The organism is Rhodococcus sp. NyZ502, assembly GCF_041464245.1.
In the GTDB taxonomy this organism is placed as follows: Bacteria; Actinomycetota; Actinomycetes; order Mycobacteriales; family Mycobacteriaceae; genus Rhodococcus_F; species Rhodococcus_F qingshengii.
The window spans coordinates 1,562,624-1,578,222 of the sequence record NZ_CP167155.1; the positions used below are offsets into that span (position 1 = coordinate 1,562,624).

A 15,599-nucleotide genomic window follows, 5' to 3' on the forward strand; every position below is an offset into this window, starting at 1 on the left:
TTCTGCAGCACTGTAAACCTCGGGGCGTCCGTCAGAAATTGCTGCGCGGACGCACCGCATTCGCCCGGTCCACGAGGGCGTAGCGGTGCGTGCGGGAGGTCGTGGCGCGAGCGAGGGCTCGAAGGCAGGCTTCGGCTCCGGTGCGCAGACCTTGCTCGGTGAAGGGCAGGTCGAGGATGGGTTCGAGTTCGGTGTGCGAGCGATTGCCGTAGCGAATCCAATCGAGTGCCGTGCCCAACACCAGGGTTCGCATCTGCAGGCTTCGGCTCTCTTCAGCAGGTAGCGCCCGAACACGACGGGCGGCTTCCCGCAGAGTCGATTCGTCGAGTTCGGCGATCGGAACGCCGGACAGCATCGTCAGAGCGCTGGACATCCGTGCGACGTTGTAGTGCCGGGAAGACGTGGGTACTTCGTCGAGGGCGGCGATGGCTGCCTTCTTGTTGCCGTGATCGGCGAGTTGTCGGGCGAGCCCGAATGCTGCGCTGACGTAGTTCCGTTCGGTCCGCCAGACGGTGCGGTAGTACTTCTCGGAGAAGCGGCACCATTGGTCCGGGTCGTCGCTCTCCCAGTGCTGGAGAATCAGTTCTGCCGTCGCTGCCAACGCCAGCTTGGGTGCAGCCTCGCCGGGCAGTGCGGTGAGAACTGTCTCGAAGTGACTGAAAGCGGGCTCGAATCGGTCCAGTTGTAACGCAGCAAGTCCTCGATACCACTCGATCTTCCAGTGGTCCCCGATGTTCTGCTGGAGTTCGCCCAGAACTGTCAGTGCGGTTTCCGGATCACCGAGATCGAGATGAGCTTTGGCCTCGGCCAGTCGAACTTCGCCCGAGACGGCGGCCGCCGGTGTGCCCGATGTTCGGTCGATTCCGTTCTCGCGGGCGTGTTTCAACGCATCGAGGGTCTGCGACGGTTCGCTGTGCACCGCCGCCGCCAGCAACGGCGCGCTGGGATCGGTGGGGTCGACCAACGGAATGGGAAGTGCGTGCGCAACTTCGCGCGGATCGAGAGCGGCGTCGTGGCTGACACCGTCCACGTACACATCGGTTTGCCCGACCAGTTCATCGGTGCCGAAAGACGTTCGCTGCCTGCTGAACACGAGCGAGAGTCCGGGATTCTCCTGCCCGGTCTGCTCGGCGAGGATTTCTCGCAGAACGCCGGTGAGTTGTCCCGCGATTTCCTCGGCGGACTGGAATCGCTTCTTCGGATCCGGGTCGGTAGCGCGTAGCAGTAGACGGTGAAAGAACTCGTGGTCGCGCAGTAGTGGCTCGTCCTCGGGTTCGGGAAGGCCGTCGAGGTACCGTCCGTGCTTCGAGGGCATGTCGAGGGTGAGAACCGCGAGTGTTCTTCCAACGGTGAAGATGTCGGAGGCGATGGTCGGACCGGTCTCGATGATCTCGGGTGCTTGATAGCCGGCGGTACCGTACAGGTACCCGTAGTCTTCGATTCCGGACACGGCGCCGAGATCGATCAGCTTCAACTGATCCTCGGTGACCATCACGTTCTCGGGTTTGAGGTCGTTGTAGGCCAGGCCGGTGGAATGCAGATAGCTCAGCGCCGGAAGGATTTCCAGTACGTAGCCGATTGCCTGCTCGATCGGCATGTGCTTGCCGTCCGGGAATTCGGCCAGCACCTCGCGCAATGATCGCCCACCCACGTACTCCATGACGATGTACCCCATGGGTGTGCCGTCCGGGCGCGGATGCTCGACGAAGTTGAAGATCTTGACGATGCTGGGGTTGGCGACCTCGGCGAGGAACTGACGCTCGGCCACCGCAACGGCTTGCGCTTCGGAATCACCGAAATGCAAGAGCCCCTTGAGAACTACCCACCTGTCGCTGACATTGCGATCGATCGCGAGGTAGATCCATCCCAGGCCGCCGTGCGCGATGGGCCCTTGAACCTCGTACTGACCGGACACCAATTCGCCCTCTTCGAGGAGTGGACGGAAGTCGAAAGTGGAACCGCACTTGGGGCAGGTGCCGTGCTGAGTTGCCTTGGTGCTTGCGCTCTTACGACCGACTGGTTCGTTGCATTTCCAACAGAACCGTTTCCGCTCGGGGACGGTCGGGTCACTCATCACCGCAGATGCGGGGTCGATCTGCGGGACGGGGGGAACCTCGACCAGGCCGCCGCCGAGACGTAGCTTTCGCCCCGACCGGCTGCGGCGGGATCGAGTGGAGCGGCCGGTAGGGGAGGAGGATGCGGAGGGCGTGGTACCCCGTATCTGCGCTGAAGTCGGCTCGAGACGCTCGTAGGCGCCGGTGGCTTCGGGCTCGGGCCGCTCGTAGGCGCCGGTGGCTTCGGGTTCGGGACGCATGGAAGCCTGCGTGGCGTCGGGCTCGGGGCCGGTTTCTTCGGTCATGTCAGCCTCAATCCCGGTAGACGGCCGGCGGGGGACCGGGCGAAGGACCGAGGACGCTGAGCCAGCGGTCGTAGATACGGTTCCAGGTCCCGTCGCTCCGGATCCGATCCAGTGTTCCGTTGACGAATCGGACCAAGTCGGGGTTGTCCTTGTTCACTCCGATTCCGTACGGTTCGACGCCCAGTGAGCCACCGACCATCATCAGATACGGGTCTTGCGAGGCGAGGCCCGCGAGGATCGTGTCGTCGGTGCTGATCGCGTCCACCTGCCCCTGCTGGAGGACGACGAGGCAGTCGGACCACATCGGGACGGTGACGACGGTGGCTTCGGGTTGGAGTTGCTGGATTCGAGTGGCCGAGGTCGTTCCCCGGGCAGCGCAGACCCGCTTGCCTGCGAGGTCGTCGATGCCGCGGACGGATGACCCCTGCAAGACCTGAATTCGTTGTTCAGCGGAGAAGTACTGCGTCGAGAAGTCGACCTTCTCGCGCCGCTCGCACGTGATGGTCATGGTCTTGACGACCACGTCGACCATCGATTCCTGGAGTGCGGCGATCCGATCGTCCGACGTCAGGATTCGGTACTCGATCTTCTCCGGGTCACCGAGCAGATCTCGGGCGATTTCGCGGGCGATGTCCACGTCGAAACCCTCGAGGCGCCCGGTGGCCGGATCGCGAAAGCTCATGAGGTTGGAACCGGTGTCCAGGCCCACGATCAGCCGCCCGCGGGCGCGGATGGCGTCGAGGCTCGGCGTGGGTGGCTGCGGAGATGCGTCTGCGGGGGTGGGCCGCAGGCTCGCGGTGAGGTTGGTGCACGACGCGGTAGTCGTCGGTGTCGGGCTGGGAGCGATGGTGGCCTCGGCCGGCAGCGGCGGTTCCGTGTACGACGTGGCGCCTGCGTTGTCCAAGTCTTCGGCTCGATCCGCACCGCAACCGGCGAGCACCAGCATGGCCGCTGCCAGAACCGCGACACATACGGCCGGGCTCTTCCTCCGCATCACCGGTACTCCCGTCACTGATACTCCCGCAGTCGAGGCCAGAATCCGATGAAGATTCCGGCAACTCCGAGAACTGCCAATACAGACATGCCCGGTGCAGAGGCAGCCAACACCCGGGAGGCGTACGAGACGTCGGACCGAAGATTCGTGCGCGAATCCACGATTCCCTGCCAGAGTTCGTGATCGAGCTTTCCGTACTCCGCGGCCGAATCCTGTTCTCCGGCGCCGATGGTGATGGCTGCGGCGGACGTGAAGTCGCCGTTTCCGAGACGGTCGTACATGCGCGTGTGCGCAGCCACCCACTGCTGGCGCGAGTCGAGTGCGGCGGTCAGCACTTCGCTGTTCACTCGGGCGCGTTCGTCGCTTTGCAGGCCCTCGAGGATGTCCCGCAGAGCATCGACCTTGCGGGTGAACGTCACGTTGTCCTCGGCGGTCGAATCCCGCCTCGCCAGCGTGAGGGTTTCCACGGTGCGTGCTTGCTGCGCCATGATTCGTGCCTCGGTCAGTTCGTGCAGTGGCTCGGCCCCGGCGTCGAGCGCGCGCCCGGTGGCCAGTGCGGAGACCAGTCCGACCGTGAGCAGCCACAGCAGAGCTGCAGCGACCGCGAGCGAGGCAAGGATCAACCCGAGATTGAAGCGTCGGCGACTCTTGCGGGAGAAGTACATCTGTGTCGCCACCAGCGCGCACAGCACGAAGACGAACGCCACGATCGGCCACCACGGTGGAGTCTCGAAATCGCGCTGTACTTGTGAGACCAGCGTCTCCTGCGAGGCGTGCAGTTGCTGGGCCATCGGCAGCAGCGAGGTCTGCATCAACTGCGAGGCCTCGCTCAAATATGCTGCCCCGACCGGGTTTCCGACGCGATTGTTCGCCCGTGCAGTTTCGACCAGCCCGGTGTAGACGGAGAGGTCGGTCGAGATGGTGGTCAACGCGCTGTGACCGGCAAGATCGGTCGAGTCGAGACCGGCCGACGCCTGGACGATCTCCGCAGAGGCCTCACCGATCGACTGCGTGTATCGGTCGCGGACTTCGGCGGGTTCGAGGCCGCCGGAGATGAAGGCGGTGGCCGCGGCGGCGTCTGCCAAGGACAACGCACTGTAGAGATTCTGGGCCGAGTTGGCGAGAGGCTCGGTTTCGACGAGGAGGAGGTCGAGGTTCGCCTGGCGGTTCTCGATCGCTGCGGTGGCGAGGAGTCCGGCGATCAAAGTGATCGCGATCAGGATCAGTCCGACGACGGTCAACCGGCCAGGCGTCGAGGACATGAAGGCCTGCAGTTCGCGCCGCAGAAGTGCCTGCTCGTCCTCCGCCGACACTGATGTGGCCTCGGAGGGCGGCAGCGACCGGGGTTCGATGGACGGGACGACACGGTCGACCATCGAGCACCTCACTTCGCTGTAGGCGGGCTACCGAGAAATGATGCCGCCGAGAAATGATTCAGGGCATCTTCGCGAGCATATAAGCATCACCTACACCTGGAGCAGATTGAAACGGTTAGTGTGGGACAACGGCGAGAGCAGGCGGAGCGAGGTAGTCGATGCGTGGTGACGGTGACGGTTGGTCCATCGGATCGGACGGTACTCGGCATTGGGGTAAACACGGAGCCGCAGGACTGCTTCTGCGTGCCCCCGATTCGGACGGATCACCCATGGTCTTGCTGCAGCATCGTGCGGCGTGGAGCCATCAGGGCGGAACGTGGGCACTGCCCGGCGGAGCGCGGGACTCACACGAGAGCACGACGCACGCTGCCGTCCGGGAAGCACACGAAGAAGCAGGTATCGCCGAGGACGCCGTCCGTGTCCGCGGGGAAGTAGTGACGATGCGCGCCGAGAGCGGGTGGACTTACACCACCGTCGTGGCTGACGCGGCGCATCCACTGTCGACGGTTGCCAATGGTGAGAGCACCGAGTTGCGGTGGGTACGCGAAGCCGACGTCGACTCACTGCCGCTGCATCCGGGCTTCGGTTCCTCATGGCCCGACCTCCGGACCGAGCCTGTTGTGGCCGTGGACGGCGATCCGCACACCGTCGTGCTCGAGGACGGCGGATTCGGATGGTTGTCGGGTAGTTCCCACCAAGGCAGTTCCCACCAAGGCAGTGAGCAGTCAGGCAGTGACCAGAACCTGTCCGAGGCGTCGAGTACGCAGTCTTAACAGGGCATATACAGCAGAAGGGCCGGACTCCGCGGGAGTCCGGCCCTTCGGTGTTTCGGTCGTCGACCGAAACGAGGCTCAGCTGAGCGAGTTCAGCGCCGTGATGAAGCTGACCGCGGTGATACCGAGCTTGAGCAGCTCGCTGATCTTGCCGAGGTTCAGGTCTTCGAGCGATTCGGTGCTGAGCGAGCCGGTGTCGAGGGATCCCATTTAGTGCTCCTAGGTTCAGTTAGTAACTGGAGGTAAACTACAACAAACCGAATGGGATGTGACACGCAATCGAAGCAACTGTGAGCAAGATCACTTAATCCGACTTTTCGGACATTCAATCGCACCTAGGAACTGGGAGTTTGTTGTCTGATCGGACAACTTCCGTTCACAATTCGAGTCAGGCGTGCTGACCCGTAACTGTGCGGAAATCGCCCGGCAAACACTTGACGAACGCCAGTTACCGGCTTTCAGCGCCCAGCGACGGCTGCGGCGAGGCGTTGCGCGGCCGCCTGGGGATCCGATGCTTGCGTGATTGCACGCACGACGACGATGCGCGTGGCGCCGGCATCGAGCAGCTCTGGCAGACGTTCCTCGTCGATGCCGCCGATCGCGAACCAGGGCCGCGGCGGTGCGGCGTCGGCGGTCGATCGAACCAGTTCCAAACCGGACGCACTTCGATTCGGTTTGGTCGGTGTCGCCCAGACCGGCCCGGTACAGAAGTAGTCGACGCCCTCTTCGATGGCGGCCAGACTCGCCTGCGCGCGACTGCTCGTCGAACGGCCGATGACTACGTCTTCACCGACAACGGTTCGCGCGTAGGGGACGGGAATGTCGTTCTGGCCGAGGTGGAGGATGTCGGCGCCGGAAGCCATCGCGAGATCCGCGCGATCGTTGACGGCCAACAATGCGCCGTGGCGTCGCGCTGCGGTCGCGAGAATGCCCAGCGCCACCAGTTCGTCCTTGGCCTCGAGCGGGCCGAACTCGCGCTCACCGGCAGAGCCTTTGTCACGCAATTGGATGATGTCGACTCCGCCGGACAATGCTGCCTCGGCGAACTGCGCGAGGTCGCCTTTCTCGCGGCGCGCGTCGGTGCACAGGTACAGCCGTGCTGCTGCCAGGCGCTCGCGCCGGTCGATGTCGTTACTGGGATGTGTGGGGTGCACGGAGCAAACGGTAGCCTCTAGGGAGCAAGGTTCGACACGGGAGTCCTGAAACGTCGTCGTCACTTTTTGTCGTGACTGCGAGGTTCGTAGGGCTGAGAGGGGATCGCGACCAGATCCCGACCGTCAGACCTGACCCGGATCATGCCGGCGCAGGAAGTGGAGGTGGAGTTTCGTGAGTACACACGCTCGTACGGTGTCGGTTGTCGGCGGCGGTGTCATCGGTCTCGCTATCGCGTGGCGAGCAGCCCGCGACGGGTGGGCCGTTCGGTTGTACGACCCGTCCATTGGATCAGGTGCTTCGTGGGTGGCGGGCGGAATGCTTGCCCCGCTTTCCGAAGGCTGGCCGGGTGAAGAAACCGCGTTGACAATCGGTGCAGCGTCCCTGGAACGGTGGCCGACGTTCGGTGAGGAGCTCGGAAAATTCGGGCAATCGGTCTTCACCGCGGACAGCTCGCTGACGGTTGCACTCGACGCTGCCGACGCGCAGGACCTGCAGACCATCGCCGAGTGGGTGAGCTCGCAGGGGCACGAGCTCGAAGTTCTCGGTCGCGCGCGCATCCGTGAACTCGAACCGATGCTGGGCCGGGGCATCCGGTCGGGGTTGATGGCTGTCGGTGAGTCCGCCGTCGACAACAGACTTCTGCTGGCGGCGTTGCAGAAGGCCTGTGCGGAATCCGGCGTCGAATTGATCGCGCGGGCCGTCGACGACCTCGCCGAACTCGATACCGATCAGATAGTGCTCACCGCCGGTATCGCGTCACCCAAGCTGTGGCCCGGGCTACTGGTACGCCCGGTCAAGGGCGAAATCCTTCGCTTGCGCAGTAGGCCTGGAGTCACCCCGGCGCCCAGCCGCACCATCCGCGGAAGCGTCCACGGGCGGCCCGCCTACCTCGTCCCGCGCGGTGACGGAATCGTCGTCGGCGCAACACAATACGAGTCTGGTGAGGACACACAGGTCACGATGGCCGGAGTACGGGACCTGATCAACGACGCCGAGGCACTGATGCCGGCGATCGGCGAATACGAACTGTACGAGTGCGCAGCAGGTCTGCGTCCCATGACGCCGGACAACCTGCCGTTGATCGGGCGCGTGTCCGATCGTGTTGTCGTCTCCACCGGGCACGGCCGCAACGGGGTCCTGCTGACGCCCGTCACCGCCGATGCGACGGTCGCGTTGCTGAACGGCACATCTTTGGTCGAGGTAAAAGGAACCGAACCCGAGCGGTTCGCAGTAGCTAAGGAAAATTCATGAGTGAGCAGGTCCCGATCGGGATCACCGTCAACGGCGAAGATCTCGAGTTCGATCGAGCAGTCACGGTGACCGAACTTCTGACGCACCTCGAGTTGCCGAGCAAAGGCATCGCCGTCGCCGTCGACGGTGCGCTCTTTCCTCGCGGGCGTTGGGACGAATCCGTCGGACGTGGTTGGGAAATCGAGATCCTCACGGCGGTGCAGGGTGGCTGAGCAGGACCTTCTCACTATCGCGGGCCGCAGTTTCGGTTCCCGGCTCATCACGGGGACAGGCGGCGCCGCCAACCTTGCGGTGCTCGAGGAAGCGCTTGTCGCCTCCGGTACCGAACTGACCACCGTCGCGATGCGGCGAGTCGACGCGGCCGGCGGCACCGGCGTTCTGGACCTGCTTCGTCACCTCGGAATCGAACCGTTGCCGAACACCGCCGGGTGTCGAGGCGCCGCCGAAGCGGTCCTGACGGCGCAGTTGGCACGCGAAGCGCTCGAGACGAACTGGGTCAAACTCGAAGTCATCGCCGACGAGCGGACTCTGCTGCCCGACGCAATCGAACTCGTCTCCGCCGCAGAACAATTGGTGGACGACGGATTCACCGTCCTGCCGTACACGACGGACGATCCGGTGCTGGCGCTTCGCCTCGAAGAGGTCGGCTGCGCGGCAGTCATGCCGCTCGGTTCACCCATCGGGACAGGGCTGGGTATCGCGAATCCGCACAACATCGAGATGATCGTCGAGCGCGCCGGTGTGCCCGTCATCCTCGACGCCGGAATCGGAACGGCCAGCGACGCCACCCTTGCCATGGAGTTGGGCTGCGACGCCGTCCTGCTTGCGACAGCGGTGACGCGGGCCAAGAATCCCGCGTTGATGGCGTCGGCGATGCGGCACGCAGTGGTAGCAGGTTTCGAAGCGCGTCACGCCGGCCGGATTCCCAAGCGGTTCTGGGCCCAAGCATCGTCCTGACGGACCATTTCCGGGTGTTTTCTCAGGGTTATGCCCAGATTGTCCGGCTTCGTGTCCTACCTGAGTACCACTCGGAACTAGACCTGTGGCCGATGTGCTGGTCATTGCCGGTAGGGCAAAGTTCTCCTCATGATTGAACTGAGGGGATTGACCAAGGTTTACGGACCGACGAAAGCGGTGGACGATTTGTCGTTCACGGTCAAGCCGGGCATCGTGACGGGCTTCCTGGGCCCGAACGGTGCAGGTAAGTCGACGACGATGCGGATGATCCTGGGTCTGGATCAGCCGACGTCGGGTGCGGCGTTGATCGAGGGCAAGCCGTACCGCGAGCTCAAGACGCCGTTGCGGACTGTCGGTGCGTTGTTGGATGCGAAGTGGGTGCACCCCAATCGCAGTGCGCGTGCACATCTGCAGTGGATGGCTGCTTCGAACGGGATCCCGAAGTCCCGCGTCGACGAGGTGCTCGGGTTGGTCGGATTGTCCGAGGTGGCGGGCAAGAAGGCAGGCGGGTTCTCGCTCGGTATGTCGCAGCGTCTGGGGTTGGCGGGTGCGCTGTTGGGGGATCCGAAGGTGTTGTTGTTCGACGAGCCGGTCAACGGTCTCGATCCGGAGGGCATCGTCTGGATTCGTAAGTTCATGCAGCGGTTGGCGGCCGAGGGCCGCACGGTGCTGGTGTCGAGTCACCTCCTGTCGGAGATGGCGCTCACGGCGGAGCAGTTGGTGGTGATCGGTCGGGGTCGGTTGATTTCGGATTCGACGGTCGCGGAGTTCGTGGATCGTTCGTCGGAGTCGACGGTGCGCGTGCGCAGCCCACAGCTCGATGCGTTGCGCAGTGTGTTGCTCTCGCAGGGGCTGACGGTGCGTGAAGACGGTTCCGGCGTTGCCCCGGCATTGGTGGTCGTGGATTCGACCACCGATGTGATCGGTGGTTTAGCTGGTTCGCAGGGAATCGTGTTGTACGAGTTGGCTTCTCAGCAGGGGTCGCTCGAGGATGCGTTCATGAAGTTGACCGGGGACGATGTCCAGTACCACGCATCCGGTATCGATCCGGGTGTCGGTGCACACCACGCAAATACACAGCAGGCAAACACGCAGCAGGCTATGGGAGGTGCACTGTAATGGCTGTTCTCAGTGCTGAACGTATCAAGATCACCACGACCAAGTCGCCGCTGTGGTGCTCGGTCATCATCGTCGTGCTCGCGCTCGGCTTCGCGGCCATCATGGGCGCGGTTGCCAAGTCGGCTCTGACGTCCTCCGACGTCCAGGGAGCACCGGACCTCGACACCGCCGTTGCCACGGCCGGCATCTCGGGTTTCGGAATCATGGTTCTCATGATCATGGCGGCCCTCGCGGTCACCAGTGAGTACCGCTTCGGGACCATCCGCACCACCTTCCAGGCCGTTCCGAACCGTGCCTCGGTTCTGATCGCCAAAGCCGGCCTCATCGGTGCTTTCGGTGCTGTACTGACATTTGTTCTCGCCTTCGGCGCGTACGCCATGGCCAAGGCCATCGCCGGTACCGAGGCGAGTGCCGGATTGACTCTGTCGAGCGGCAGTGACTGGCGCGCGATCTACGGCATCCCGATCTACGCCTTCCTGTGCGTGATTCTCGCTGTCGGCGTCGGATCGATCATTCGCCAGTCGGCCGGCGCTATTGCGTTGCTCCTGCTCTGGCCGCTGCTCATCGAGAGCCTGTTCGGACTGTTCGGCAGCTTCGGCGAGAAGATCACCCCGTTCCTGCCGTTCGCGAATGCAAACCACTTCCTCAGTGCGAGCAGCGGTGGCGTCGACTTCCACTGGGGACCCTGGGGCAGCCTGATCTACTTCGCGGCCTTCGTTCTGGTGATTTTCGGAGCAAGTATTGTCATCGTGAATCGTCGCGACGCCTGATCTTGTCGCTCCCTCGGTAGGTGTTGTCGGGAGACCTACCGAGAACCAGGAGTGACAGCAGAGTAGGGACCCAGTACGAAAAACCATTCGTACTGGGTCCCTTTCCTGTGCTTCGGCCGATATCCTCCGAAGATGAGACTCTTCGGTGTGGTTGTGGTCGCAATGGCTGGAGCACTCGTGGTGAGTGGATGCTCGTCGGGAAGTGAAGCGGCCGTCCCGACAGACCCGGTTGCATTCTCCGAGACCGTCACCGTCGACGCCGTGACCGGGCATCTGGAGCAACTCGAGAAGATCGCCGCCAACAACGAGGGCAATCGATCGGCCGGTACCCCCGGCTACGACGCCAGTGTCGACTACGTGGCAAACCTGCTCGAAGACAAGGGTTTCGAGGTCAGCACCCTGGAATTCGACTTCAGCTCCTTCGATCCCGGCACCGAATCCCTGAAAGCCGCTGACGGCTCCGATGTTCCGGTGCGGGCGCTGACATATTCCACCTCCACGGGACCGACCGGAATCACGGCGCGTCTGGTGGCGATTCCCGCCGACGAGACCCCCGGTTGCGAGGCCACCGACTACGACGGCCGCGACGTGAACGGTGCCATCGTGCTGGTCACCCGTGGAGTGTGCCCGTTCGGCGACAAGCAGAAGATCGCCGCTGATCGCGGCGCGGCGGCGTTGCTGGTTGCCAACAACGAGGACGCAATGCTGGGCGGGGCTACCTTGGGTGAACCCGAAGACGCCCGCATTCCGACCGGCGGGGTGAGCAAGGCGTCGGGCGAGGCTCTTGCCGCAGCGCCCGGAGACCTCACGCTGATTCTCGACACGTCGACGGAAACGACGAAGTCGCGCAACGTGATTGCACAGACCAAGACCGGCGCGACCGACAACGTGGTTGTCGTTGGCGCCCACCTGGACAGTGTGCCGGAAGGTCCCGGAATCAACGACAACGGAAGCGGCACCGCAGCCGTGCTGGAAACCGCGCTGCAGATGGGAAGCGCACCAAGCATCGAGAATGCCGTGCGTTTCGCTTTCTGGGGAGCGGAAGAAGTGGGATTGGTCGGCTCCACCCGCTACGTCGAGGGTCTGAGCGATCAGGAACGGGCCGACATCGCCCTGTACCTGAATTTCGACATGCTCGGTTCGCCCAACGCCGGATACCTGGCTTACGACGGCGACAACTCGGACGCCGTGGGGGAGGGGCCCGGGCCCGAGGGGTCGGCGGGCATCGAGCGCACCTTCGTCGACTTCCTTGCCGATCGGGGGATTGCGGCGGACGGAACGGACTTCGACGGGCGTTCCGACTACGGCCCGTTCATCGAGATCGGAATCCCGGCGGGCGGAGTGTTCAGCGGCGCGGACGAGCGCAAGACGCCGGCACAGGCCGAGAAGTGGGGCGGAGAAGCGGAGGAGACCTTCGACCCGAACTACCACAGTGCCCAGGACAACCTCGCGAACATCGATCGCGAAGCGCTCGCTGCCAACGCTTCTGCAGTAGCCTTCGGAGTTGCGACGTATGCCCAGGATTTGAGCGGGCCGAACGGAGTTCCCGTCGGCGATGCCCGGACACAGGCCAGAACCGAATGATCGACTGACCGAATGATCGACTGACCGAATGATCGACTGCGCGAGCGACCAGGAGGCCACTGTGCGAGAACGGCGGCAGCACACTGTCTGTAACTCTGAGTTACGCTTGAGTTATGGCTGATCTGTCCCCGGAGAACACCGACACGGCAGGTGCTTCTTCCTCCTCGGTTCGAGGCGTCGTCGACGTCGTCTTGAACTCTGCGGCAGAACTTAACCGTCGGCAGCAGCTCATCGATGCGCTACGACGCCTCAGGCGGGCACTACCCGGTGATCCAGGGTTTGGGGATCCGCTCTCGCTCGCCGGCCCCGGCGGTGCCCGCGCCGTGGCGCGCGTCGCTGACAGATTGCTCGATCAGAAGCCGGCAGCCACTCGCGAAGTGAGCCTCGGAGCACTGCAGGTGTGGCAGGCAGCGCTGGAAAAGATGGGCCGCGGACGTGGCGATCAAGAACTGACCATCGTCTTCACCGATCTGGTGGGCTTCTCCACCTGGTCGCTCGCAGCCGGTGACGGCGCGACGCTGACCCTTCTGCGTGCGGTGGCGCAGGCCGTGGAAACTCCGATCACCGACAACGGCGGACACGTCGTCAAACGGATGGGCGACGGTCTGATGGCAGTGTTCATTCGCCCGGATGCGGCTTTGAAGGCGGTGTTCACCGCGCAGGACGCGCTCGCGGAAGTCGATCTCGACGGATACACCCCGCGCATGCGCGTCGGCCTACACACGGGTACCCCGCGTCAGATCGGTGACGACTGGCTCGGCGTCGACGTGACCATCGCCGCCCGGATGATGGGCTTGGGCGGCGACGGCAACGTCATGATGTCGGCGACAACTCTCGAGGAACTCGAAGCCGGCACCGTGGAGGATCTCGATCTCACGATCCGGCCATGGCGGCGAGGGTTTTTCGCGACCACGCCCAACGGAGTTCCCGTCGACCTGGGAATCTGGCGCGTGCGCCGGAACTAGCGCCCTGGACCTCGAGCGCTAGACCTGGAGCCGCCAGAGCGGGGACACCGGACCGTGTCCCGCGCCGAGGTCGTACGACGCCTCGAGGCACTTGGTCACCCACTCTTTGCCGAACGCCACCGCGTCCGGAACGGAATAGCCGTGTGCGAGAGCGCAAGTGATCGCAGCAGCCAGCGTGTCTCCGCCGCCGTGATCGTTGCCGGTGTCGATCCGGGCACTGCTGAATTCGAGGAAACGGTCGCCGTCGAACAACAGGTCGGTGGACAACTCCGAAGTACGAAGGTGGCCACCCTTGACGATGGACCATTGAGCGCCGAGCGCATGCAGCGCTTCTGCCGCTTGGCGGGCGCTCTTGTCGTCGACGACCTCGATACCGGTGATCAACCGAACCTCGTCGAGGTTCGGAGTGACCACCGTGGCTGCCGGAATCAAGGTGTTGCGGACCGCGTCGAGAGCTTCTTCGTGCAACAGCGGATCGCCGTGCATCGACGCGCACACCGGGTCGACCACGAGCGGAATCGGACGGTCGCGGCCGATCCCAACCTCGGCGGCAACCGCGGCCACCGCTTCGATGATCGTCGTCGACGCGAGCATTCCCGTCTTCGCCGCACCGACGCCGATGTCCGAGACCACGACGCGCACCTGGTCGGCGACGATCTCCGGCGGAATCTCGTGGAATCCGCTGACTCCCACCGAATTCTGGACCGTCACTGCGGCGACGGCCACGCAGGCGTGCACTCCGCACATCGCCATCGTGCGGGAATCGGCTTGAATGCCGGCTCCGCCACCGGAGTCGGTTCCGGCGATGGTCAATGCCCGAATCGGGGTCTGTCCGGCGGGGGTCAGGGGCAGCAGCTTCACGACGACGAGCCTACCGATCGGACCTGGGGAAACGGCAGCTCGGTCCCACCTCTCGCGGGAACGACGGCGCGAACTGCGATTGCGATCCGGTCGTTCCCGGTGCAAAAATTGGTCGAACCCGGGACAGCGTCGTCGGTAGCTGATTCTATGAGTGGCATGGATCACAGTTATGGAGAGCGTGCGAACGCAGCTGTCGCCGATCGCGCAGGTGCACATCGTGCCGTGGAGGTCGCCGCAATGAACGACATCGAAAATTCGAAAACCGGAACCTCACCGGAAGTCACGCTCGTGGACAATCCGTCGCACGAACGATTCGAACTGCTCTCCGACGACGAGTTGGTCGGCATCCTCGGATACCGCGACGAAGACGAGATTTCGGGGAGCGGAGCCGAAGCGGGCGACGTGGTTGCGTACATGCATACCGTCGTCAAAGAGGAGTACGGCGGGCAGGGACTGGCAGCCGTACTCGTGCAGTTCGCAATGGACTGCGCCCGTGAACGTGATTGGTCGGTACGGCCCGTGTGTACCTATGTTCAGCGGTACCTCGGCGAGCATCCCGAGTATCTGGAACTGCTCGTCGAGGACTAGAAGCCCGAGGGTGCAAACAGACGATCAGGCTCCGAGATTCACGATCACCCGAGATTCACGATCACCGGAGCGTGATCGCTGGCGCCCTTGCCTTTTCGCTCGTTTCGATCGATCTCGGCCGCCTCGACGCGTGCTGCGAATGCCGGTGAGCCGAGGATGAAGTCGATTCGCATACCCTGCTTCTTCGGGAAGCGAAGCTGCGTGTAATCCCAGTACGTGTACACGCCGGGACCGGGTGTGTACGGGCGAACTACGTCCGCGAACCCGGACTCGGTGAAGGCGGTGAACGCAGCTCGTTCCGGCTGCGACGTGTGGGTCTTGCCCTCGAAGAAAGCGGGATCCCACACGTCGTCGTCCGTGGGAGCGACGTTCCAGTCGCCGACCAGGGCGATCTGCGCGTCGGGATCCTGCTTGAGCCAGCCCTCCGCGTCGTCGCGCAGCTTGGCCAGCCAATCCAGCTTGTAGGCGTAATGCGGGTCTTCCAGCTCACGGCCGTTGGGGACGTACAGGCTCCACACCCGCACACCGCCGCAGGTGGCACCGATCGCACGTGCCTCGCGGACCGGGTCTGCCTCGGGATCCTTGTCGAATCCGGGCTGATCCTCGAATCCGATCTGCACGTCGTCCAAGCCGACGCGGGAAGCGATGGCGACACCGTTCCACTGGCTCAACCCGACGTGGGCGACCTCGTAGCCGATTTCCTTGAAGCGTTCGTACGGAAACTGCTCGTCCTTGCACTTGGTTTCCTGCATTGCCAGGACGTCGACGTCGGATCGACCGAGCCAGTCGATGATCCTGTCGGTACGGGCACGGACGGAGTTGACGTTCCAGGTAGCGATGCGCACGA

At 63.8% G+C, this 15,599-nt stretch carries 16 protein-coding genes and 1 riboswitch; of the genes, 9 read left to right on the forward strand and 7 right to left on the reverse strand.

From position 1 onward, the window contains the following. Nucleotides 1–31: 31 nt before the first annotated feature. The 3 genes from ACBG85_RS07370 to ACBG85_RS07380 are packed head-to-tail and all read right to left on the reverse strand — an operon-like array spanning nucleotide 32 to nucleotide 4,729. Nucleotides 32–2,359: a serine/threonine-protein kinase gene (locus ACBG85_RS07370; RefSeq protein ID WP_058228018.1), complete on the reverse strand. Its 2,328-nt coding sequence runs from the start codon at nucleotides 2,357–2,359 to the stop codon at nucleotides 32–34. Between the two features lie 7 nt (nucleotides 2,360–2,366). After that, a complete protein-coding gene (locus ACBG85_RS07375) occupies nucleotides 2,367–3,353 on the reverse strand; it encodes a glutamate ABC transporter substrate-binding protein (RefSeq protein WP_003944406.1) in 987 nt (328 codons plus the stop codon). Nucleotides 3,354–3,367: 14 nt separating this feature from the next. Next, complete coding sequence (locus tag ACBG85_RS07380) at nucleotides 3,368–4,729, reverse strand: hypothetical protein (protein ID WP_042452116.1); 1,362 nt, start codon at nucleotides 4,727–4,729, stop codon at nucleotides 3,368–3,370. Between the two features lie 158 nt (nucleotides 4,730–4,887). Here ACBG85_RS07380 and ACBG85_RS07385 point away from each other — a divergent pair, with 158 nt between their 5' ends. Continuing rightward, nucleotides 4,888–5,502 (forward strand): NUDIX hydrolase, encoded by a 615-nt coding sequence (locus ACBG85_RS07385; RefSeq protein WP_063314811.1) that lies wholly within the window; start codon nucleotides 4,888–4,890, stop codon nucleotides 5,500–5,502. A 78-nt stretch (nucleotides 5,503–5,580) separates the two neighbouring features. Here the strand turns inward: ACBG85_RS07385 and ACBG85_RS07390 are convergent, their stop codons facing one another. Further along, on the reverse strand, nucleotides 5,581–5,712 hold the full coding sequence (locus ACBG85_RS07390; protein WP_003944354.1) for a hypothetical protein: 132 nt from the start codon (nucleotides 5,710–5,712) through the stop codon (nucleotides 5,581–5,583). A 248-nt stretch (nucleotides 5,713–5,960) separates the two neighbouring features. Beyond that, nucleotides 5,961–6,656: a thiamine phosphate synthase gene (gene thiE, locus ACBG85_RS07395; protein ID WP_003944422.1), complete on the reverse strand. Its 696-nt coding sequence runs from the start codon at nucleotides 6,654–6,656 to the stop codon at nucleotides 5,961–5,963. A gap of 26 nt (nucleotides 6,657–6,682) precedes the next feature. Continuing rightward, nucleotides 6,683–6,829: riboswitch (TPP riboswitch) on the forward strand. Here thiE and thiO point away from each other — a divergent pair. The 7 genes from thiO (at nucleotide 6,829) to ACBG85_RS07430 (ending at nucleotide 13,303) form a co-directional block, all read left to right on the forward strand. Continuing rightward, a complete protein-coding gene (thiO, locus tag ACBG85_RS07400) occupies nucleotides 6,829–7,908 on the forward strand; it encodes a glycine oxidase ThiO (RefSeq protein ID WP_372026742.1) in 1,080 nt (359 codons plus the stop codon). Its footprint overlaps the riboswitch before it by 1 nt. After that, a complete protein-coding gene (gene thiS / locus ACBG85_RS07405; RefSeq protein ID WP_003944402.1) occupies nucleotides 7,905–8,120 on the forward strand; it encodes a sulfur carrier protein ThiS in 216 nt (71 codons plus the stop codon). Before thiO ends, thiS begins: the two co-directional genes overlap by 4 nt. Beyond that, nucleotides 8,113–8,865, forward strand: coding sequence for a thiazole synthase (locus ACBG85_RS07410; protein ID WP_372026745.1), 753 nt, complete (start codon nucleotides 8,113–8,115; stop codon nucleotides 8,863–8,865). Before thiS ends, ACBG85_RS07410 begins: the two co-directional genes overlap by 8 nt. Nucleotides 8,866–8,994: 129 nt before the next feature. Continuing rightward, nucleotides 8,995–9,984 carry an ABC transporter ATP-binding protein gene (locus ACBG85_RS07415; protein WP_058038516.1) on the forward strand — a complete coding sequence of 330 codons (990 nt, stop codon included), beginning with the start codon at nucleotides 8,995–8,997 and terminating at the stop codon, nucleotides 9,982–9,984. Continuing rightward, nucleotides 9,984–10,754: an ABC transporter permease gene (locus ACBG85_RS07420; protein ID WP_047268852.1), complete on the forward strand. Its 771-nt coding sequence runs from the start codon at nucleotides 9,984–9,986 to the stop codon at nucleotides 10,752–10,754. Before ACBG85_RS07415 ends, ACBG85_RS07420 begins: the two co-directional genes overlap by 1 nt. A gap of 132 nt (nucleotides 10,755–10,886) precedes the next feature. After that, the gene (locus tag ACBG85_RS07425) at nucleotides 10,887–12,338 is read left to right on the forward strand and encodes a M20/M25/M40 family metallo-hydrolase (protein WP_372026748.1); all 1,452 of its coding nucleotides are present in this window, start codon (nucleotides 10,887–10,889) and stop codon (nucleotides 12,336–12,338) included. A 113-nt stretch (nucleotides 12,339–12,451) separates the two neighbouring features. Continuing rightward, nucleotides 12,452–13,303, forward strand: a complete 852-nt coding sequence (locus tag ACBG85_RS07430) for an adenylate/guanylate cyclase domain-containing protein (RefSeq protein WP_372026751.1) — start codon at nucleotides 12,452–12,454, stop codon at nucleotides 13,301–13,303. Between the two features lie 18 nt (nucleotides 13,304–13,321). Here ACBG85_RS07430 and thiD read toward each other — a convergent pair whose 3' ends face one another. Continuing rightward, nucleotides 13,322–14,164 (reverse strand): bifunctional hydroxymethylpyrimidine kinase/phosphomethylpyrimidine kinase, encoded by an 843-nt coding sequence (gene thiD, locus ACBG85_RS07435; protein WP_003945044.1) that lies wholly within the window; start codon nucleotides 14,162–14,164, stop codon nucleotides 13,322–13,324. A gap of 237 nt (nucleotides 14,165–14,401) precedes the next feature. Here thiD and ACBG85_RS07440 point away from each other — a divergent pair, with 237 nt between their 5' ends. After that, a complete protein-coding gene (locus ACBG85_RS07440; protein WP_042453439.1) occupies nucleotides 14,402–14,752 on the forward strand; it encodes a GNAT family N-acetyltransferase in 351 nt (116 codons plus the stop codon). Between the two features lie 44 nt (nucleotides 14,753–14,796). Here ACBG85_RS07440 and ACBG85_RS07445 read toward each other — a convergent pair whose 3' ends face one another. Continuing rightward, on the reverse strand, nucleotides 14,797–15,597 hold the full coding sequence (locus ACBG85_RS07445) for an exodeoxyribonuclease III (protein ID WP_042926198.1): 801 nt from the start codon (nucleotides 15,595–15,597) through the stop codon (nucleotides 14,797–14,799). Between the last annotated feature and the right edge of the window lie 2 nt (nucleotides 15,598–15,599).